Genomic DNA, 20,242 nt, shown 5'->3' with positions numbered 1-20,242 from the left:
CCGACAGGAGCCACGAGACATGACCCGGCGCACCGGCACCACCCACGACCCGCTGATCGTCCGGCCCGAGGAGGCCGAACACGTACCGCTGCCGCACGGGGGCGGCTTCCGGCTGCTGGCCGACGCGAGCGCCACCGGCGGCACGCTGGGCGCCAACCGCCTCACCCTTCCCGAGGGCGCCGACGGCGCCCGGCCGCACTACCACTCGGCGTCGTCCGAGCTGTTCTACGTGCTCGGCGGCACCGTGGACTTCTTCCTGGACGGGACGCTGACACCCGTCGGACCGGGCGGGCTGGTCGTCGTCCCGCCGGGGCTGCCGCACGCCTTCGGCGCCGCCCGCGGCCACGACGCCGACCTGCTCGCGGTGCTGACGCCGGGCGTCGACCGGTTCGGCTACTTCCGCGCCCTCGGCCGGATCGCCCACGGCGCCGAGTCCTTCGCCGCCCTCCTGCCCGAACAGGACCGCTACGACGTGCACTTCCTCGACCCGTCGGCGTGGGAGGCCGCCCGGGCCCGCTGACGGGTGCCGGGGACCTGGCCGGGTGTCAGGTGGCCGTGCCGCGCGCGGACAGCTCCCGTTCCGGCGCGCCGCCCGCCACCGGCTCCGCGGCCCCCTTGGCCGGTGTCGAGGACTGTGCGATGAACGCGCCCACCAGGACCACCGCGCCGCCCACGACCTGCGGGGCGGACAGGTGCTCGCCGAGCAGCACCCAGGCCAGCACGGTGGCGATGACCGCCTCGAGGCAGGCCACGACCCCGGCGACCTGCGGTGACAGCCGGCGCACGGACAGCACGCCGGTGATGTAGGCGACGACCGTGGCGACGAGCACGATCCAGCCGAGCAGCAGCCAGGCCGCGACCGGGGTGCCGTCCATGCGCGCGGTGCCGGTGAGCACCGACCAGTCCATGCCCCAGGGCCGGGCTACGACGGTCAGCACGGCGGCGCCGACCAGCAGGCCGTAGGCGATGACGCCGAGCGGGTCGGGCGCGTCCTCGCCGGAGTCGCTGCCCTGGTCGGACAGGACGAAGTAGCCGACCTGGCAGCAGGCGGCGCCGAGCGCGAGCAGCAGGCCGAGCGCGTCGAAGCGGAGTCCCGACCACGCCTCGACGACACAGGCGAGCCCGCCGACCGCGAGGACCACGCCGAGCGCCGCGGCCCGGGTCACCGGCCGCCGCTGCACGAACCGCACCCAGCCGAGGACCAGGGCGGGCGCCAGGTACTCGACGAGCAACGCGACCCCTACGGGGATCCGGGATATCGCGGCGAAGTAGCAGGCCTGCACACCGGCCACGGCGAGCAGCCCGAACCCGGCGAGCAGCGCGGGCCGGCGGCGCAGCAGCGCGCGGTGGCGCACGGCGAGCGGCAGCATCACCAGGGCAGCGCCGGTCACCCGCAGCCACACCACGTGCAGCGGGTCGAGGCCCGCCTCGATCAGCGGTTTGGCCGCGACTCCGGAGCCGCCGAAGGCGACCGCCGACGCGAGCGCGAGACCGAGGCCGAGGCCCTTCCCGCGGCTGCTGTGACTGCTCTCAGACGTATGCACCGGCACATGATGACAGGCGACGACATGACCGTCATCCGTGTTGACACCTGTCTCACCGGATGGACCTCAGAGCCCGGGTTCGCCGCCCCGGACATACGGCCGCGGCGCATCCTCGAACAGACGGCCGTCGAGCGATCCGTCGCCGAGTGATCCGTCGGGGAGCGATCGACCGTCGAGCGATCGACCGTCGAGCCGTGTGCGCAGCTCCGCCACGTCGATCCCGGCCCGGCCCAGCACCTGGACCGCCCGCGCCCCGGGATCCACGACGATCCCCGCGAGCAGGTCGACCCCGCGGGCGGCGAGGTCGCCGCGCCGCCCGGCCCGGCCGCGGGCGTACGACAGCGCGGCCGCGGCCACGGGAGAGCAGCCCTCGCAGCCGGGCACGACCGGGATCGCGCCGGAGTCCTCGACGCTGCCCTGCCAGCGCAGGCCGTAGCCGATGCTGCGCTGCACGAGATAGCCGAGCAGCCGGGCGAGCCGGGGACCACCGCTGAGGGCGGCACGGACGTCGGGGTCGTACTCCAGGAGCGAGTGGAGGAGATGGGCGGTGTCGATCTGCCCGTCCCCGTCGCGTACGGCCCTTCTGCGGGCAGCGGCGAGCACCGGTGCCAGCTCGGCGCTGAGCCCGGCATCGTCGTCCACGCGGTGGGCGCCGAGGTCTTGGCCCGACTGCCGGGGGAAACGGGGTCGCACATCCCCCACCCCATCAGCCCTCGCCGATCGGGGCATCCCCGGCAGGACGCATCTTCGCGTCCCACGCGGAGCGGACACCCCTGGCCGGAATCTCCTCCTTACGGATGAGATCACGCCGAATCTGCCCCGAGACCGCCGCGATCGGCGTTCTCCGCAACTTCTGACGGTTCGTCAGTATTGAAGGTTGCGGGCCCCGCCACTAATTCCGCGACACCGAAGGCCGGCGCGAAGAGCGGACCGACAGAAGAGGTGGCCGTATGGCCGAAGTCGGCGCGAAGACAATCCTCCCGGCTTCGGCCGAGAAGGTCTGGGGACTGGGCTTCCCCGCCGAGGTCGAGTGGACCGTCGAGGAGGTGACGCCGGCCCGGGTGCCGGCGAAGGACTCGGCGACGGCCGCGCTCCACGAGTCGCTGCGCAAGCCGGGCGGACTGGCCGGCCGACGGGACAGCGGCGGACGCGGGAGACCGCCGGACACGGGAGAGCGCCCCGCGGGGTGTCCGCGGGACGCTCTCGCCGCCGTAGGGCCTGCGCGGCCGCTCAGTCCTCGTCGGCGAGGATGAGGTACAGCTTCTTGCGGGCGTCGTTGATGACGGCCAGCGCCTTCTCGCGCTGCTCGGCGCTGCCGGTCTTCCAGACCTGACCGAAGGCCTCCATCAGGCCGAACCCGGCCTGGCGGATGTCGTTCAGCGCCTCCCAGTCGACCCCGCGCGAGGCCTCCTCCCAGGGGGCGTCCGGGCCTTCCTCGGCCGCCGTGCGGCCCGTCTCGGTGAGCGAGAACAGCTTCTTGCCGCCCTCTGACTCACTGACGATGAGACCCTCGTCCTCCAGCAGTTGGAGGGTCGGGTACACCGAGCCGGGGCTGGGCTTCCAGGCGCCGCCGCTGCGTTCGGCGATCTCCTGGATCATCTCGTAGCCGTGCATCGGCCGCTCCTTCAGCAAGGCCAGGATCGAGGCCCGTACATCACCTCGCCGCGCCCTGCCACGCGGTCCGCCGCGCCCTCGGGGCCCCCAGGGGCCCGCGCCGAATCCCGGTCCGCCGAAGCCGGGACCGCCCGGCCCGAACGGACCGAAGGCCGCACGCCGTCCCTCGAAACCGGCACCGAGGCCGCCACCGAAACCACCCCGGCCGTGACGGCCGGAACCCCCGTGTCCACGCTCGAATCCGTGGGTACGCATGATCATCACTCCATTCGATCGCTGATCTGTCGCGTATCGTTCGCGATGTCTCGACGATATATCGGCATGATGCTTACGACAAGGGGCTCGCTCGCTCAGCCTCCTGCCGGCGCCATGGAGATGCTCCAGAACTCGGCGTAACGGCCGCCCCGGCGCAGCAGCTCCTCGTGGCCGCCTTCCTCCACCACCCGGCCGCCGTCCAGGAACACCACGCGGTCGGCGTTTTCGACGGTCCGCATCCGGTGCGCGACCATCACCACCGTCCGGCCCGCCATCAGGCGCTCGATGCCCTCGTGGACGGCCGCCTCGTTCACCGGGTCGAGTGCGGACGTCACCTCGTCCAGCAGCACGACGGGCGCGTCCTTCAACAGCGCCCGGGCGATCGACACGCGCTGGCGTTCACCGCCCGACAGCAGTGCGCCGCCCTCGCCGACACGCGCGTCCCAGCCGCCGGGCAGCCGCTCGATCACCTCGTCCAGCCGCGCCGCGGTGGCCGCCTCCCGTACCTCGGCCTCGGTGGCGTCGGGGCGGCCCAGCCGGACGTTCTCCTCGATCGTGCCGTCGAAGAGATAGACGTCCTGGAAGACGATGGCGATCCGGCCCATCAGCACCTCGGGGTCGATCGAGCGCACGTCCACGCCCCCCACGCGCACCGCGCCCCCGTCCACGTCGTGGAACCGCGCCGGCAGTTGCAGCAACGTGCTCTTGCCCGCGCCCGACGGTCCCACGACGGCGAGCCGCTGACCCTCCGGGACGGACAGCGAGACGTAGTCGATCACCGTGCGATCGCCCTGCCGGAACACGACCGACTCGAACTCCAGGTCATGGCCCCGCGGCTGGACCGGTTCGGCGGCTTCCGGCAGCGGGGCGGTGCCGAGCACCGCGGCGAGCCGCGCCAGCACGGACCGGGCGCCGCGCAGCTTCCCGGCGATGTCCGTCAGCGACAGCAGCGGATCGGCGCAGCGGGCGGCCAGCACCAGGATGGTCAGGAGCTCGGCCGCACCGATGGTCCCGTCGAGCGCGCGGTAGGCGCCCAGGGCCAGCAGCCCGGTGAACACGGCCTGCACGGTGAGCGTCAGGCCCACCGCGCCGGGCAGCGCCGAGAGCGTGGACCGGCGGGACGCTCGCTGGACGTCCCGCAGCGCGTCGTCGAGCAGCCGGAAGCGCTCGGTGGTCCGGCCGCCGGCCCGCAGCACCGGCTGCGCCTGGAGGAACTCGATGACCCGCCCGGTGGCCTCGTGGTCGCGTTGCTCGCGCCGCGCGTCCTGGGCGGCCGTCGCGCGTGCCGTCCACACCTGGATCGCCGCCACGACCGGTACGGCGGCCAGCGCGGCCAGCCCCATCTGCCAGTCGAGGACCAGCATCACGACGACGATCGTCAGCGGGGTCACACCGGCCGAGACGAAGGGGGCCAGCAGATGCGCGACGACGCTCATCGCGTCCAGGACGCCACGACTGGCCAGGACGGACACCTCGCCGAGGCGACCCGGGCCGTACCAGCCGAGGGGAAGCCTGGCCAGATGGTCGCCGAGCCGGTGGTACATGCCGCGCAGCAGCGCGCTGCCGACGTGGAAGCCGGACAGGTCGCTGAGGTAGCGCAGCGCCGCGTAGACCGCGAACGCGATCCCGAACGCGATCAGCCAGGGCCAGGCGTCCCCGGGTGTGCTCCCGAACAGCTCCCGCAGCACGGGGGCCAGCAGCGCGCAGGACAGGCCCTCGGCCACCGCGGTCGTCGTCATCAGGGCCACGGTGCGGCGCAGCGGCCGGGCGTACGCGCGGCCGAGCACGCGCAGCAGCATTCGGATCATCGGGAGTCGTCTCCTCGCGGTACGTCACCGTGGGCTTCGTTCTCGTCGGCGGTCGTTGATCGGTGGGACGGCCGGAGCGCGGCCGATCGATGGGACTGCCGAAGCGCGGCCGACCGGTGGGCATGCCAGAAGTCGGCGAATCTGCCGTTCCGAGCCAGCAGTTCGGCGGGCGTGCCGCGCTCGACGATCGCCCCGTCCTCCAGCATCACGACGGTGTCGGCGTCGGCGATCGTCTCCAGGCGGTGGGCGATGACCAGAACGGTCCGCTCGCCCCGAAGCGTCGCCAGCGCCCGGCGTACCGCCTGCTCGGTGCGCGGATCCGCGAACGCGGTCGCCTCGTCGAGCACCAGCACGGGCGCGTCGGCGAGCAGCGCGCGGGCGAGCGAGATCCGCTGTGCCTCGCCGCCCGAGAGACCGGCGTCCTCACCGATCACCGAGTCGTAGCCGCGGGGCAGTTCGAGGACGCGGTCGTGGATGTTCGCCAGCCGGGCCGCGCGCACCACGTCGTCGAGGTGGGCGTGCGGTACCGCGAGGGCGATGTTGTCCGCGACCGACGCGCGCAGCAGCCGGACGTCCTGGAAGACGCAGGAGACCGCCCGGTACAGCTCCCGGCTGCCGAGGTCGCGCAGGTCGACGCCGCCGAGCAGGACGGACCCGTGGGTGGGGTCGAAGAGCCGCGGCAACAGCTGCGCCAGCGTCGACTTCCCGCTCCCGGACGGTCCGACGATCGCTGTGACCGTGCCCGGCTCCAGGACGAGGTCGATGCCGCTCAGCACCTCGCGGTCGGCCGTGTAGCCGAATCGGACCTCTCGCAGTTCCACCCGCTGCCCCTGGGGCGCCACCGGACGCGCGGGCTCCGGCAGCGGCTCCGTCGCCAGCACCTCCCGGATCCGGCCGACCGCGCGCCGCGCCGCCTGCATCTCGTCGAAGCCGTGCCCGAGGGCGGCCACGGGGGCGGTCAGTCCCAGTCCGAGCAGCAGGAACGGCAGCAGGTCGGCCGGCGCCAGGTCGCCGTTCGTGATGAGGGCCGTACCGCCGGTCAGTACGACCAGCAGGACGAACGGCGGCGACAGCGCGAGCTGCATGCCCGCGGCGATCCTGGAGAGGCCGTGCACCCACCGGTCGAAGGTCTCGGCGAAGTCGTCCGCGGCGGTGCGGAACGCGCGGTGGGCGCGCCCGGTCCCGCCGAACGCCTTGACCACCGAGATGCCCTGTACGAACTCGACGACGGAACTGGAGATCCGGGCCATGGCCCCGTCGAACTCCTCCTGCTCACGCAGCCGGGCCGGGGTCATCATCAGCGGGACCAGCGCCACGGCCAGTACCACCGGTACCAGGGTGATCAGCGTGAGCCGCCAGTCGACGGTGAACAGGTAGACCAGCGACGCCGACGGCACCACGAAGGCGGAGACCAGCTCGCCCGGGGTGTGCGCGATGAACGGGTGCACGGCGCCGACGTCCTCCCCGACCACCTTGGCCAGTTCACCGGTCCGGCGCCGGGCGAACCAGCCGATCGGCACGCGCCCCAGCCGCGCGGCCAGTTGCCTGCGGAAGGTCAACTGCACCCTGGCGTCCAGGATGTGGCCGATGCCGGACGACGCCGCCGTGAACACCAGCCGGACGAACAGGCCGACCGCGCCCGCGATCACGATCGTCCGGACATGGTCGCGGTCGGCCGGTCCGGGCTCCAGCAGCGTGCGCCCCAGCTCCACGACCGCGAGCAGCGGCGCGAGACCCGCGAGAGCGCCGATCACCTGAAGGATCACGACGGCCGCGAAGGTCCGTGCGTGCGGGCGCAGCAGCCGCCCCATGCTCTCTTCCACAGAATCGTTCTTCGTCTCGGCGGTCACCACCGCCTCACCCGGCGAGGGCACGGCGCAGGGCGCCGCCGATCTCGGCGAGCTGTCGCTGCGAGACCTCGGCGGACTGGATCGCCAGCGACCCGTGGAAGGTGCCCGGCCACTGGTGCAGCTCCACCGGCACGCCCGCCTGGAGCAGGCGCAGCGCGTACTCGATGCCTTCGTCGCGATTCGGATCGAACTCCGCGGTGGCGACGTAGGCCGGCGGCAGACCGCTCAGGTCGTCGGCCCGCGCGGGCGCGGCGTACGGCGTGGCGGGCTGGGAGCCCAGGTAGTGCTCCATCGCCGCGGCGCGCACCGCGCGGGTGTTCCAGGGCGTGTCGGTGAAGTTCCGCGCCGACCAGGTCCGCTGCCGGTCGTCGAGGGCGGCCTCGTTGAGCAGCTGGAAGCGGATCGGCGGCCCCTGCTCGTCGCGGGCCCGCAGGGCCACCGCGGCCGCGAGCGCGCCGCCGGCGCTGTGACCGCCGACCGCGATCCGGTCCGGGTCGACACCGAGCTCGCCGGCGTGCCGGTGCGTCCAGGTCAGTACGGCGTAGACGTCGTCCAGGGCGGCCGGGAACCGGTGCTCGGGCGCCAGGCGGTAGTCGACGCTGATCAGGACGGCGCCGGAGAGTCGCGCGATCGGGGCGGCCCAATGGCGTTCGGTGTCCAGGTCGCCGACGACCCATCCGCCGCCGTGCAGCCAGACGACGGCACCCTGCGCCTGGTCCGGGCGGTAGATCCGCACCGGCACGTCCGGATCGGCGGGCACCGTGCGGTCCTCGATCTCCAGTCCCGTGGTGTCGGGTTCCGGCCTCGCGGCGGCCAGCTCGGTGTAGGTCTTGCGGTAGGCGACCGGATCGGTCAGGTCGAAACTGGGGAGCAAGGGGACGAAGGCTTCAAGTTCGGGATCCATGCCGGTCATCCTCACCGGCGCCGACCCCGAGGGTCATCCGCCAACTGTCGGGCAACTCGCCCTGCCAGCGCGCCGATTGGCGCCGCGTCGGTGCGAGGCTGCCCGTAATTCTGACCGGCCGAAATCACCGCGCCCGAGCCGAGAACCCGAACCGGGGAGCCGAACCGAGGACCACCCACCGCCCGCGAAATCAATCCAACACTCGCGAATTGGCCTTGGTCCGCGGCTCCACCGAACCCCTAGCGTCATGCCATGCGGATTCGAATCGTCGACGCCTTCACCGACCGTCCCTTCGCCGGCAACCCGGCGGGGGTCCTGCTCCTCGACGCCTACCCGGACGACGCCTGGCTCCAGAACGTGGCCATGGAGGTCAACCACGCCGAGACCGCCTTCGCGCACCGCCTGCCCGAGGGCGGCGAGGCCGACTGGGCGCTGCGCTGGTTCACCCCCGTCGCCGAGGTCGCGATGTGCGGCCACGCCACGCTCGCCACGGCCCACGTCCTGCACACCACCGACGCCCACGAGGGCCCCGTCCGCTTCGCCACCCGCAGCGGCGTCCTCATCGCGACACCCCGCAAGGACGGCTCGATCACCCTGGACTTCCCCACCGCCCCGCTCACCCCCGTCGACGTGCCGGACGGGGTCGCCGAGGCCCTGGGCGCGGTGCCCCGCGCGGCTTTCGACACCGGCCCCAACGTCGGTGACCTGCTGCTCGAACTCGCCGACGAGAAGACGGTGCACGCCCTGGCACCGGACCACAAGGCGCTCGCCGTGTTCTCCCGGCGCGGCATCATCGCCACCGCCCGCGCCGACGACCCGGCCCGGGGCCACGACTTCGTCTCCCGCTGCTTCTTCCCGAACGTCGGCATCGACGAGGACCCGGTGACGGGCAGCGCCCACACCGCGCTCGCCCCGTTCTGGTCCGGGCGCCTGGGCCGCACCGCGCTGACCGGTCTCCAGGCCTCACCGCGCTCCGGCCGAGTCCACGTCGAACTGCGCGGCGACCGCACACTGCTCAGCGGACACGCGGTCACCGTGATCGAGGGCGAACTGCACGCCTGAGGAAGGCAAGAAGGGGGCGTACGAAGCAGCCGTACGCCCCCTCCCAGCCCGGTCGCTCACGCCGTCGGCAACCAGTCCACCCGGCCGGCCAGCAGGGCGTACCCGACGAACGCCCCGATGTCGAGCAGCGAGTGCGCCACCACCAGGGGCCCCACCCGGCCCCAGCGCCGGTACAGGTGGACGAAGACGACGCCCATCACCAGATTGCCGATGAAGCCGCCGATGCCCTGGTAGAGGTGGTACGAGCCGCGCAGGACGGAGCTGGCCATCAGCGCGCCGCCGGGCGACCAGCCCAACTGGTTCAGCCGGCGCAGCAGATAGCCGACCACGATGACCTCCTCCACGACGGCGTTCTGCACCGCCGAGAGGATCAGCACCGGGTACTTCCACCACACGTCGGGCAGCGCCTCGGGCACCACGGTGAGGTTGAAACCGAGGCCGCGCGCGGCGAGGTAGAAGGCGATGCCGGTACTGCCGATCACCGCGGCGATCGCGGCACCCCGGCCCAGGTCCGGCCAGGGCCGGGTGCGGTCGAAGCCCAGGGTGCGCAGGCTCTCGCCCTCGCGCAGCAGGAAGTGCGCGACGAGGGCGACCGGCACCAGCGCGGTCGTGATGCCGAAGAGCTGCCAGGCGAGGTCGAGCCAGGGGCGGCCCGGCGCGGCCGAGGCGTTGAGCGTGGCGGCCTGGTCCTTGAGCCCGCCCGGCCTGGTCACCGAGCCGATGAAGCTGATCAGCGCGGAGACCCCGCTGGCGCCGAGCGAGAGCGCCAGTACCAGCAAGGTCTCGTCCCGCAGAACCCGCCGCCCGGGCCGCTCCCGCGGAGAGGAACCAGCCACCGCGTCCGAGTCCGCCTGCACTCTGCCTCCCGTTGCCTCACACCCGTCACACCCGCGACGGTTAGAGACAGAGCTTACGAACCTCCCCACCTCACCAAGCCCTCGACCTCCCACCGGCCCTGACCGGACCGCCGACAGGCCCCAGCCGCCGCGCGCGCAGTCACCCGGCCCTCGACCGAACGGCTCCCACCGCTCACCTCGCTACCACCGGCTCCGGCAGTCCCACCGGCCACAGATGCACCGGCTCGCCCTCCCGCATCAACTCGGCGTACCGCCGCGTCGTCGCAGCCAGTGCCGCCTCCCTCGACAGTCCCGCCTCCAGGGCCCGGTGAAACGTCGCGACCTGCCAGGACGCGCCGTTCACCCGGCGCCGGCACCGCTCGTCGATCACGCCGAGGTAGAAGTCCCGGTCGGCGGGCTCCACCCCCCACGCGTCCAGCCCGGCCGAGGCCAGCGGCAGCAGTTCGTCGCGTACGAGGCTCACCGCGTCGACCTCGGTGAGGCCGCCGTAGCGCCCGCGCCGCGGCCAGGTGAAGCGCGCCTCGATGCCGTACCGGCACGCCGCGTCGAAGTTGGCCGCCGCATCCTCGAACGGCAGCCGGGTCCACACCGGCCGCGCCTCCTCGGCCAGCGCGCGGACCAGGCCGTAGTAGAACGCCGCGTTGGCGACGACGTCGGTCACGGTCGGCCCGGCCGGCAGCACGCGGTTCTCCACGCGCAGATGGGGGACGCCGTCGGCGATGCCGTACACCGGCCGGTTCCAGCGGTACACCGTGCCGTTGTGCAGCACCAGCTCGGCGAGCTTGGGCACGCCGCCCGCGTCCAGCACGGCCAGCGGGTCCTCGTCGTCGCAGATCGGCAGCAGCGCCGGGAAGTAGCGCAGGTTCTCCAGGAACAGGTCGTGCGCGGAGGACACCCACCGCTCCCCGAACCAGGTCCGCGGCCGCACGCCCTGCGCCTGGAGCTCGGGCGGACGCGTGTCGGTGGACTGCTGGAACAGCGGTGGCCGGGACTCCCGCCACAGTTCCCGCCCGAACAGGAAGGGCGAGTTCGCGCCCACGGCGATCTGCGCGGCCGACGCCGCCTGCGCCGCGTTCCACACGGCGGCGAAGCGGCCCGGCGTGACCTGGAGGTGCAGCTGCACGGAGGTGCAGGCGGCCTCGGGGGCGATGGACTTGGACGTGCAGACCAGGTGTTCCACGCCGTCGATGTCGAGCGTGAAATCCTCGCCGCGGGCGGCCACGATCTGGTCGTTGAGCAGTGTGTAGCGGTCGACGGCGGAAAGGTTCGTGGAGACCAGGTCGTCCCGTTCCAGGGTCGGCAGAATGCCGATCATCACGATTCCCGCGTCGACCTCCCCGGCCTTTCGGTGGGCATATGCCAGCGCGGTACGAAGTTCCTCGGCGAGCTGGTCGAATACCCGCGCACCCAGCCGGTGCGGGGCGATGTTCACTTCCAGGTTGAACATGGCGAGTTCTGTTTGGAAATCGCGGCTGGCGATCCTTTCGAGAACCTCGCCGTTCAGCATTTTCGGCATGCCGTCGCCACCCGCGAGATTCAGCTCGATCTCCAGGCCCATGAGATTCTTCGGCCGGTCGAACCGCTGCTCCTCCAGGAGTCGCTCCAGCCCCCTCAGGCACTGCTGGAGCTTGTCGCGGTAGCGCTGCCGATCGGACAGGTCGAACGCGCCTGCCACGACCTTCTCCCCCATCGAAGCGTCCCTCCTTCGGCGGGCAGGCCGGACGGTCCGGCCCCCGGTGTCCGGTGCAGGGGGGATGATGCCCAGCCGAAGCGATCCATAACGTCCCCGGCCCAGGCCCCGGACGGCTACTCTGGTCACGCCGACCAGAATGATCGACGGCACATTCACCAGGCATGACGCAGAAGGCAATTTCCGGCACTCCACCCACTCGTGAAAAACGCCGACGACAATGCGCCGACCGCAGCGCCACTATTAGCCGAGGTCACCGCCGCGCAGCCGGCCCGGAATCGGGATGATTCCGCATGTATCGTCGCCGCCTCACCGGCTGAATGACACCTTGTCGGAGTGCCCTGAATCAGCTAGATCAAACAACGAGTGAACAAGTGTCGTATAAACTCCGCGAACAAGGCAGAGAAGGTTGGCGCCCGGTCTCCGGAGCCTGCCGCCGATACCCCGCGGCAGCCCCCGTACACACACATCCCTCGTGCACGGACCCCGGCCCGCCTCTCTGACCTTCATGAGCTGACAGCGCCGTCCGCCCAGCCCTCCCCTCCTCGCGCCACCGTGCCTGTCGAATGAGAGGCGACCCACCATGCCGCTGCATGTCCCCCCGGCTCCCGCGCCCGCACTTCGCTCCGTCCTCACGGCACTCGGTTCCCCCACCGCGGTCCGCGAGGCTCGAACTCCCTCCCTGCGCGCCGTCCAGGGCCCCGTCACTCCCGAGCTGCCCCTGCCGGTCCACGTCCTCGACAGCGTCAGCGCCAAGGGCGTGACAGCCACCCGGCTGGCCGGCTGGCGTTTCCTGATCCGCTCCGGCGACCGGTCCGTGGCCGCCGCCGAGACCCGGCTGACCCCCGACGGGTGGGCGTTCTCCCACTTCTTCGAGGGGCCGTACATCCCGTCCACCGAGCGCGCGCTGGCGCAGGCCGAGACCCTGACCCAGGCCTACCAGCCGCGTCTTCTGTCCGTACCCGGCCTCTACATGCTCACCCTCTGGCTGCACGGCGACCCCACCGCGGACGGCGCCGCCGGCCACCCCGCGGCCACCGACCTGCTGGTCCCGCTGGCACCCGCCCCGCCCGGCATCGCGGCCCACCGCCCGCACCAGGTCGCCGACCTGCTCCCGGTGCTGACCCTGCGGGCGACACCGACTCCGCTGCTGGGCTCACCCGCCTGAAGTCGCGCATCGAAGACAGCGCGTTCCGTACCCCGTCGCGGCGACTCCGCGGCGGGGTACGTCCGTTCGCCCCGGCCCGCCCTCCGAGGGCACCCCCCCTCCGGACTAGCCCCTTCCGGCCACCCCGAACCACCCAAAGGGACAGTGCAGTTGGGATGAACCGTCCGCGTGGGTGACGCGTCATGAATCTGTGAGAAGCGGTGCGGCGAAATCCCTGCGGATCGACGCCCGCGGGGCAACACTGGGTTCCGACCGACTTATCCAACGGGGGCGGCCATGAACACGACAGAGCGAGAGACCTCACCAATGTGCCAGCACCAGCCACCGTGCCCGACCGCCGACTCCGCCGACCGGGAATCCGCCCGACTCGTGGCGCACCACCCGGAGCAGGGATGGAGTCTGCTGTGCAACGGCGTCGTCCTCTTCGAGGACACCGGTGAGCTCCTGCCGGACGGCCGGATCATCGCCCCGCACCGTCCGCAGGACACCGGTCAGGTGATGACAGCCGCCTGAGCGGCACGGTACGAAGGGGGCCGGCCCACGGACCGGCCCCACCTCGCGCCGGGTGCCCGTCAGCTGCCGGCCCGGTAGTCGAACCAGTCGAACGCCGCCCGTCCCTCGGTGGCGTACATCCCGATCACCCGGCCCGTGAACCCGCCGGCGACCTCGGTGGACAGGTAACGCCCGTCCAGCTCCGCGAGCGTCACGGACCCGTCCGGGCCCTCGACGGAGAAGGCGAGCGTGTCGGGCCCGCCCGACCGCAGCCCCGGGCTCTCCTCGCCGGGCAGTACGGCCGTCGGCGGACGTACGCCGGTCGTGCGGATGCCGACGGCGAGGGTGACCGGCCCCGGCGGCACCGGACGCTCCGCGAGGACCTGCCGGACCGGACCGATCCGGGCGATCACGCTCGCCACCCCCTGGGCGACCTCCAGGTCGTAGTGGTGCGCCTCGTCCAGCCGGACCGACAGCCCGGCCCGCGCGTCCGCCGGGTCCAGCCGTACCGCCGCCCGGCAGTCGTGATGCTGCTGCCGGCGTCCGACGAAGGTGTGACCGGGGCGGTCGAGGCTGTCCCCGGTCGCGGTGAGCGTCAGCCACCCCGGCCGCTCGGTCAGCGACCAGGAGTCCTCGGCGCGGCGGCGCGGGGAGATCCAGCAGGGGGCGAGTGCGGTGCCGTCGAAGTCGTCCCGCGCCGGGTCCGCCGCCTGGGGGTGCCATGCCGCGGGCGCCGGATGCCGGTCCCGTACGGGGCCCACCCGGGGCCAGCCGTCGACCCACTCCACCGGCGCCAGGAACGTCTCGCGGCCGAGGACGTGGAACTCCGGGAAGTAGCCGCGCGGCCGGGTGCCGAGCAGCACCATCCACCAGCTGCCGTCGGCCGCCTCGACCAGGTCGGCGTGCCCGGTGCACTGGACCGGCTCCCGGGTGCCGCTGTGGGACAGGACCGGGTTGTGCGGCGCCGGTTCGTAGGGGCCCAGCGGGGAGCGGGCGCGGGCGACGGAGACGGAGTGGCCGCGCGCGGTGCCGCCCTCGGCCACCAGCAGATACCACCAGTCCCCCACCCGGTACAGGTGCGGCCCTTCCGGGTCCCGCTTCCCCGACCCCGACCACACCGGCACCGGACCTTCCAGCACCTTTCCCGTCGCCGGGTCGATCCGGGCCAGACCGACCCCGGCCAGCGCGACCCAGCAGGTGCCGTCGTCGTCCCAGGCGAGGTCGGGGTCGATGCCGGGCAGGTCGATCCAGACCGGGTCGGACCAGGGGCCCTCGGGCCGCTCGCTGGTCACGATGAAGTTGCCCCCACCGCCGACGTTGGTGGTGATGACGTGGAACCGGCCGTCGTGGTGGCGGATCGTCGGCGCGTAGATCCCGCCCGACGCCGGGACCTCGTCCGGCACCGGCAACTGTTCCGGCCGGTCCAGAACGTTGCCGATCCGCCGCCAGTTCACCAGGTCGCGGCTGTGGAAGACCGGTATGCCGGGGAAGTACTCGAAGCTGGAACAGACCAGGTAGTAGTCCTCGCCGACCCGGCACACGCTGGGGTCGGGGTGGAAGCCGGGGACGACGGGGTTCTCGTATGTCCGCATGCGTAGCAAGCCCTTTCTGAAGTCACCCCGAGCCTGCGACGCCATCGGCCCGGGCAAACCCGTGTCAAGAAACTCCCGCCGACCCGTCAGAGTCACGTCAAGCCGCGCCGACCGCGCCCGCCGGGACCCTAACGTCGAACACATGACGCCCTTCGACAGCGCAAGAGGCGAACTATCCCGCTTACCCGAGCGGCACTCCGGCCCCACGGCCTCCGACCGTCACTGGACACGCCACCGGGACAGCGCCCTGGCCTGTGCGGCAGCACTTCTCTCCACGCTGATCCTCACCGACTGGGCCGCCGGCACCCTCGCTCCCTGGCGCGGCGTGATCTGGCTGATCCTGTCCGCGCTGCTCTTCCTGATGCTCTGCCCACCCCGCGTGACGGCCGGACCGGGCTGGCTGGAGACGCGGTTCCTGCTGCGCACCCGGCGGCTCCGCACCGACCTGCTGGTCACCGTGGGCTGCCACGGCGGTGTCGCCCAGCGCGTCATGCTGCGTGACGCGTTCGGCGACTGCGTCGAACTCGACCCCCGGGTCCTCGTCGACAACCCGGACCTGTGGCGCCACCTCGACGCGGGCGCCCACCACTCCGAGAGCACGGGCACCCTGCGGTGCGGGCGCACCGCGCTGCGCCGCCTGGTCCGGCACGTCGACCACGAGACCGCCCTGGCCGTGTTCCGGGTCTCGGGCCTGGAGGAGCCATGACCTACCTGGTCGCGGGTGTCGGTCGACCGCGAGGCGGCCCTATCGTGACGGACATGCACTCCTACACGATCGGTCAGGCCGCGCGACTGCTCGGTGTCAGCCCCGACACCGCACGCCGCTGGGCGGACGCCGGCCGGTTCGCGACTCACCGCGACGACACCGGGCGGCGGCTCATCGACGGACGGGACCTCGCCGCCTTCTCGGTCGAACTCGCGCAGTCCGGCAACGCCGAGGAGGAGACCCCGTACACCTCGGCCCGCAACGCCTTCCCCGGCATCGTCACCGCGATCAAGCTCGGCGACATCGCCGCCCAGGTCGAGATCCAGGCCGGCCCGCACCGCCTGGTCTCCCTGCTCACCCGTGAGGCGGTGGAGCAGCTGGGCCTGGAGGTCGGCATGGAGGCCACCGCGCGGGTGAAGTCGACGAATGTCCATATCGACCGCACCTGACGTCCCGGCGCCCCTGCCCGCTGACGCCGGCGTTCACCCCCTGACACCGGCGCGCACAGTCGCCGCCGTACGCCCGCCCGAAACGCGGTGAGGGCCCCGCCCGGCCGATTGGCCGAAGCGGAGCCCTCACCGTGCAGGAACGATCAGTCCTCGTACGCGTCCAGCGGCGGGCACGAGCACACCAGGTTCCGGTCACCGAACGCCTGGTCGATCCGGCGCACCGGCGGCCAGTACTTGTCGGCGACCGAGACCCCGGCCGGGAAGACGGCCTCGTCACGGGCGTACGCGTGGTCCCACTCCCCGCCGACCGCGGCCGCGGTGTGCGGCGCGTTGCGCAGCGGGTTGTCGTCGGCGGGCCACTCGCCGGAGCCGACCTTCTCGATCTCCGCGCGGATGGCGATCATCGCGTCGCAGAACCGGTCGAGCTCGGTCAGGTCCTCGGACTCGGTCGGCTCGATCATCAGCGTGCCGGCCACGGGGAACGACATGGTCGGCGCGTGGAAGCCGTAGTCGATGAGCCGCTTGGCGACGTCGTCGACGCTCACGCCGGTCGCCTTGGTCAGCGGACGCAGGTCGATGATGCACTCGTGCGCGACCAGCCCGCCCGGGCCGGTGTACAGCACCGGGTAGTGCGGCTCGAGGCGCTTGGCGATGTAGTTCGCGCTGAGCACGGCCACCTGCGTGGCCCGCTTCAGGCCCTCGCCGCCCATCAGCCGGACGTACGCCCAGGAGATCGGCAGGATGCCCGCGGAGCCCCACGGCGCCGCCGAGATCGGGCCGACGCCCGTCTCCGGGCCGGCCGCCGGCTGGAGCGGGTGGTTCGGCAGGTACGGCGCCAGGTGCTCGCGGACGGCCACCGGACCGACGCCGGGGCCACCGCCGCCGTGCGGGATGCAGAACGTCTTGTGCAGGTTCAGGTGCGAGACGTCACCGCCGAAGTGACCCGGCTTGGCCAGGCCGACCAGCGCGTTGAGGTTGGCGCCGTCGACGTACACCTGGCCGCCGGCCTCGTGGACCTGCGCGCAGATGTCGGAGACGTGCTCCTCGAACACACCGTGGGTCGAGGGGTACGTGATCATCAGCACCGACAGCTCGTCGCGGTACTGCTCGATCTTGGCTCGCAGGTCGTCGACGTCGATCTCGCCGTCCTCGGCCGTCTTGACGACGACCACCTTCATGCCGGCCATGACCGCGCTCGCGGCGTTCGTCCCGTGCGCGGAGGACGGGATCAGGCACACGGTGCGCTGCTCGTCGCCGTTGGCCCGGTGGTAGCCGCGCACGGCCAGCAGACCGGCCAGCTCGCCCTGCGAACCGGCGTTCGGCTGCAGCGACACCTTGTCGTAGCCGGTGACCTCGGCGAGACGTTCCTCCAGCTCGCGGATGAGCGTGAGGTATCCCTCCGCCTGCTCGGCGGGCACGAACGGGTGCAGCTGGCCGAACTCCGGCCAGGTGACCGGCTCCATCTCGGTGGTCGCGTTGAGCTTCATGGTGCAGGAGCCCAGCGGGATCATGCCGCGGTCGAGCGCGTAGTCACGGTCGGCGAGCCGGCGCAGGTAGCGCAGCATCGCGGTCTCGGAGCGGTGCTGCTGGAAGACCGGGTGGGTGAGGTACGCGTCGGTGCGCAGCAGCGCGCCCGGCAGGGCGTCCTCGGTGGCCGCGTCCAGCGCCTCGACGTCGCCCTCGACACCGAAGGCGGTCCATACGGCGGTCAGCTGGGCCCGCGTGGTGGTCTCGTCGCAGGCGATCGACACCAGGTCGGCGTCGACGAGCCGCAGGTTGACGCCGTTCTCGCGCGCGGCGGCGACGACCTCGGCGGCCCGGCCCGGCACGCGCACGGTCAGCGTGTCGAAGTAGGCGCCGTGAACGATCTCGGCCCCGCCGTTCGCCAGGCCCGCGGCCAGGATCGACGCGTACCGGTGGGTGCGCCGCGCGATGCCCTTCAGGCCTTCGGGCCCGTGGTAGACGGCGTACATGCCGGCCATCACGGCGAGCAGCACCTGCGCGGTACAGATGTTGCTGGTCGCCTTCTCGCGGCGGATGTGCTGCTCACGGGTCTGGAGCGCGAGGCGGTAGGCCTTGTTCCCGTCGGCGTCCACGGACACGCCGACGAGCCGCCCGGGCAGGCTGCGCGCGAACTTCTCGTGGACGGCCATGTAACCGGCGTGCGGGCCACCGAAGCCCATCGGCACACCGAACCGCTGCGTCGTGCCCACGGCGATGTCCGCGCCCAGCTCACCAGGCGACTTCAGCAGCGTCAGCGCGAGCAGGTCGGCGGCTACGGTGACGAGCGCGCCCCGCTCGTGCGCCTGGTCGACGATCGGCTTGATGTCCCGTACGGCACCGGAGGCACCGGGGTACTGGATGAGCACACCGTTGATCTCGCGCCCGTCCAGCTCGGCCGGGATGCCCTCGGAGAGGTCGGCGACGACGACCTCGACGCCGGTCGGCTCGGCGCGGGTCTCGATGACGGCGATGGTCTGCGGCATCGCGTCCGCGTCGACCAGGAACAGGCCCTTCTTGTTCCTGCCCATGCGCCGGGACAGTGCCATCGCCTCGGCGGCGGCCGTGCCCTCGTCCAGCAGCGAGGCACCGGAGGTCGGCAGCCCCGTCAGATCGGCGACCACGGTCTGGAAGTTCAGCAGTGCCTCGAGACGCCCCTGGGAGATCTCCGGCTGGTACGGCGTGTACGCCGTGTACCAGGCGGGGTTCTCCATCACGTTCCGGAGGATGACGGGCGGCGTGAAGGTGCCGTAGTACCCGAGCCCGATCATGGAGCCGAGGACCTGGTTGCGGTCGGCCAGCGACCGCAGCTCGGCCAGCACCTCGGCCTCGGTGCGCGCCCCCGGCAGGTCCAGGGCGTCGGCGTTCTTGATCACATCCGGGACGGCGGCGGCGGTCAGCTCGTCCAGCGAGCCGTAGCCGACCTGCGCGAGCATCTTGGCCCGAGCCTCCAGGTCGGGCCCGATGTGGCGCTGCTCGAACGGAATGCCCTGTTCGAGCTCGGAGAGCGGAATGCGGGGGGCGGTCATTGCGGAGGCCTCCTGGTCTGACGCGACCTGCGAGGGGCACCACGGCGCGGGTGCCCGGACGGCCTCCCCCTCTGTCATCTCAACCTGAGAGTTTCACCGGACCACCCGAGGGGACCCGGCTTTCACCGTCGGTGAGAGCGGAAGCCGTCGACACCCGCCCTGCTTTCCAGAGTGACCTCGTCCGTGCGGTACATGGGCCTGAGAGATTCCGGGGAGGATTTGCTCCTTCGGCGCCTCCGATGGTGTCCGGAGGACTCTCCCGCACGGGGTCAGCAGCCGTTTGCCAGCGTACCAGCGAGGTCAACGCCCAGGCGTTCGAGTGGCCGGGTTCACCATTGTGCTCTTTCGTAGTGCTTACGGATGAGTTGCGACCACGTGGAGGGCCCGTGCAGACCGATATCGATCCGCGCAACCTGATCGGCCGCAAGGCGTTCGACCGCAACGGCACCAAGATCGGCACCATCGACGAGGTCTACCTCGACGACGCGACCGGCGTGCCGGAGTGGGCCGCCATACGCACCGGCCTGTTCAGCAGGGACGCCTTCGTCCCCCTCGAACCCAGCGAACTGGTCGAGGGCAGCCTCCACGTCCCCTTCGAACGCGCCCTGATCAAGGACGCCCCCGACTTCGGCGTGGGCCGCCACCTCTCGCCCGAACAGGAACTCCAGCTCTACCACCACTACGGCCTCGACATCGCGCCCCCACCGGTCCTGCCGGACCACGACTTCGGCAAGCTGGCGGGCACGGACGAGACCTGAGCCCCCGGGGTGAGCGGCCCACGGCAAACCCGAACCGCGCACCCACCGGCTTCACCCACCGAGCCGGTTCGGCACACGCCACTCAGCCACTCACCCCGGGCACCACTTGAGCACCACCCCTGGCGGCATCTCCGGCTGCCTGTCCGTACCTGGCGGCCTCGCCCTCCCCGGCCACTCGGCCCTCCCCGGTGGCCTCCGAGTTCGCGGCGGCCTCTGAGTCCCCGGTCGATTGACGTTCCCCGGCGGCCTCGCCGTCTCCCGTCTCCCGTCTCCCGTCTCCCGTCTCCCGGCTCCCGGCTCCCGGCTCCCGGCTCCCGGCTCCCGGCCAGCGGGCCATCCCTGGCGCCTCGCCATCTCCGGCGGCTTGGCTTTCCCCGGCGGCCTCATCGTCCCGGCAGCCCGGCCGTCCCCGTCGGCTTCGCCATCCCCGCGCGCATCGCCTTCCGGGGCAGCCTCGCCGTTTC

General features: G+C 72.2%; 18 protein-coding genes and 1 riboswitch. Of the genes, 8 read left to right on the top strand and 10 right to left on the bottom strand.

The genetic code is table 11. From position 1 onward, the window contains the following. Window positions 1–19 precede the first annotated feature (19 nt). Entirely contained in the window at window positions 20–520 is a 501-nt protein-coding gene (locus ACSU6L_RS31845) for a cupin domain-containing protein (protein WP_437062373.1), read from the top strand. Between the two features lie 25 nt (window positions 521–545). Here ACSU6L_RS31845 and ACSU6L_RS31840 read toward each other — a convergent pair whose 3' ends face one another. Further along, the gene (locus tag ACSU6L_RS31840; RefSeq protein ID WP_437062371.1) at window positions 546–1,550 is read right to left on the bottom strand and encodes an EamA family transporter; all 1,005 of its coding nucleotides are present in this window, start codon (window positions 1,548–1,550) and stop codon (window positions 546–548) included. 60 nt (window positions 1,551–1,610) lie between these two features. Beyond that, window positions 1,611–2,237 (bottom strand): Clp protease N-terminal domain-containing protein, encoded by a 627-nt coding sequence (locus ACSU6L_RS31835; protein ID WP_437062369.1) that lies wholly within the window; start codon window positions 2,235–2,237, stop codon window positions 1,611–1,613. A 257-nt stretch (window positions 2,238–2,494) separates the two neighbouring features. Here ACSU6L_RS31835 and ACSU6L_RS31830 point away from each other — a divergent pair, with 257 nt between their 5' ends. Beyond that, window positions 2,495–2,797 (top strand): hypothetical protein, encoded by a 303-nt coding sequence (locus ACSU6L_RS31830; RefSeq protein WP_437062367.1) that lies wholly within the window; start codon window positions 2,495–2,497, stop codon window positions 2,795–2,797. Here ACSU6L_RS31830 and ACSU6L_RS31825 read toward each other — a convergent pair. From ACSU6L_RS31825 to ACSU6L_RS31810, 4 genes are all read right to left on the bottom strand, one after another. Further along, the gene (locus tag ACSU6L_RS31825; protein WP_073943659.1) at window positions 2,775–3,413 is read right to left on the bottom strand and encodes a PadR family transcriptional regulator; all 639 of its coding nucleotides are present in this window, start codon (window positions 3,411–3,413) and stop codon (window positions 2,775–2,777) included. The two genes, ACSU6L_RS31830 and ACSU6L_RS31825, sit on opposite strands and share 23 nt — an antisense overlap. A gap of 95 nt (window positions 3,414–3,508) precedes the next feature. After that, window positions 3,509–5,221, bottom strand: coding sequence for an ABC transporter ATP-binding protein (locus ACSU6L_RS31820; RefSeq protein WP_437062364.1), 1,713 nt, complete (start codon window positions 5,219–5,221; stop codon window positions 3,509–3,511). Then, on the bottom strand, window positions 5,218–7,032 hold the full coding sequence (locus ACSU6L_RS31815) for an ABC transporter ATP-binding protein (protein ID WP_437065134.1): 1,815 nt from the start codon (window positions 7,030–7,032) through the stop codon (window positions 5,218–5,220). The genes ACSU6L_RS31820 and ACSU6L_RS31815 overlap by 4 nt, the downstream gene beginning before the upstream one ends. A gap of 46 nt (window positions 7,033–7,078) precedes the next feature. Continuing rightward, on the bottom strand, window positions 7,079–7,975 hold the full coding sequence (locus ACSU6L_RS31810) for an alpha/beta hydrolase (RefSeq protein ID WP_437062362.1): 897 nt from the start codon (window positions 7,973–7,975) through the stop codon (window positions 7,079–7,081). A 252-nt stretch (window positions 7,976–8,227) separates the two neighbouring features. Between ACSU6L_RS31810 and ACSU6L_RS31805 the strand changes: the two genes are divergently transcribed. Beyond that, window positions 8,228–9,037 (top strand): PhzF family phenazine biosynthesis protein, encoded by an 810-nt coding sequence (locus ACSU6L_RS31805; protein ID WP_437062360.1) that lies wholly within the window; start codon window positions 8,228–8,230, stop codon window positions 9,035–9,037. 56 nt (window positions 9,038–9,093) lie between these two features. Here ACSU6L_RS31805 and ACSU6L_RS31800 read toward each other — a convergent pair whose 3' ends face one another. Then, window positions 9,094–9,894 (bottom strand): CPBP family intramembrane glutamic endopeptidase, encoded by an 801-nt coding sequence (locus tag ACSU6L_RS31800; protein ID WP_365516859.1) that lies wholly within the window; start codon window positions 9,892–9,894, stop codon window positions 9,094–9,096. A gap of 172 nt (window positions 9,895–10,066) precedes the next feature. Further along, window positions 10,067–11,584 (bottom strand): glutamate--cysteine ligase, encoded by a 1,518-nt coding sequence (locus tag ACSU6L_RS31795; protein WP_437062358.1) that lies wholly within the window; start codon window positions 11,582–11,584, stop codon window positions 10,067–10,069. Between the two features lie 583 nt (window positions 11,585–12,167). Between ACSU6L_RS31795 and ACSU6L_RS31790 the strand changes: the two genes are divergently transcribed. Both ACSU6L_RS31790 and ACSU6L_RS31785 read left to right on the top strand, forming a co-directional pair. After that, entirely contained in the window at window positions 12,168–12,752 is a 585-nt protein-coding gene (locus ACSU6L_RS31790; protein ID WP_437062356.1) for a hypothetical protein, read from the top strand. Between the two features lie 306 nt (window positions 12,753–13,058). Next, window positions 13,059–13,265, top strand: a complete 207-nt coding sequence (locus ACSU6L_RS31785; RefSeq protein ID WP_073943393.1) for a DUF5999 family protein — start codon at window positions 13,059–13,061, stop codon at window positions 13,263–13,265. A gap of 59 nt (window positions 13,266–13,324) precedes the next feature. On the opposite strand, the gene ACSU6L_RS31780 is transcribed toward ACSU6L_RS31785, so the two are convergent. After that, window positions 13,325–14,836, bottom strand: a complete 1,512-nt coding sequence (locus tag ACSU6L_RS31780) for a glycoside hydrolase family 43 protein (protein WP_437062354.1) — start codon at window positions 14,834–14,836, stop codon at window positions 13,325–13,327. A 142-nt stretch (window positions 14,837–14,978) separates the two neighbouring features. On the opposite strand from ACSU6L_RS31780, the gene ACSU6L_RS31775 reads away from it, so the two are divergent. Next, window positions 14,979–15,542: a hypothetical protein gene (locus ACSU6L_RS31775; RefSeq protein ID WP_437062352.1), complete on the top strand. Its 564-nt coding sequence runs from the start codon at window positions 14,979–14,981 to the stop codon at window positions 15,540–15,542. 53 nt (window positions 15,543–15,595) lie between these two features. Beyond that, on the top strand, window positions 15,596–15,991 hold the full coding sequence (locus tag ACSU6L_RS31770; protein ID WP_241842736.1) for a TOBE domain-containing protein: 396 nt from the start codon (window positions 15,596–15,598) through the stop codon (window positions 15,989–15,991). Between the two features lie 143 nt (window positions 15,992–16,134). Here the strand turns inward: ACSU6L_RS31770 and gcvP are convergent, their stop codons facing one another. Beyond that, complete coding sequence (gene gcvP / locus ACSU6L_RS31765; RefSeq protein WP_437062349.1) at window positions 16,135–19,020, bottom strand: aminomethyl-transferring glycine dehydrogenase; 2,886 nt, start codon at window positions 19,018–19,020, stop codon at window positions 16,135–16,137. 176 nt (window positions 19,021–19,196) lie between these two features. Next, window positions 19,197–19,292, bottom strand: a riboswitch (glycine riboswitch). A 114-nt stretch (window positions 19,293–19,406) separates the two neighbouring features. Between gcvP and ACSU6L_RS31760 the strand changes: the two genes are divergently transcribed. After that, window positions 19,407–19,778 carry a PRC-barrel domain-containing protein gene (locus ACSU6L_RS31760; protein WP_198948585.1) on the top strand — a complete coding sequence of 124 codons (372 nt, stop codon included), beginning with the start codon at window positions 19,407–19,409 and terminating at the stop codon, window positions 19,776–19,778. Window positions 19,779–20,242: the final 464 nt, after the last annotated feature.

Origin of the sequence: Streptomyces sp. enrichment culture (assembly GCF_964272855.1) — a bacterium.
GTDB lineage: Bacteria > Actinomycetota > Actinomycetes > Streptomycetales > Streptomycetaceae > Streptomyces.
Note: the sequence above shows the minus strand (reverse complement) of the source record. Positions and strands in the feature narration are given on the sequence as shown.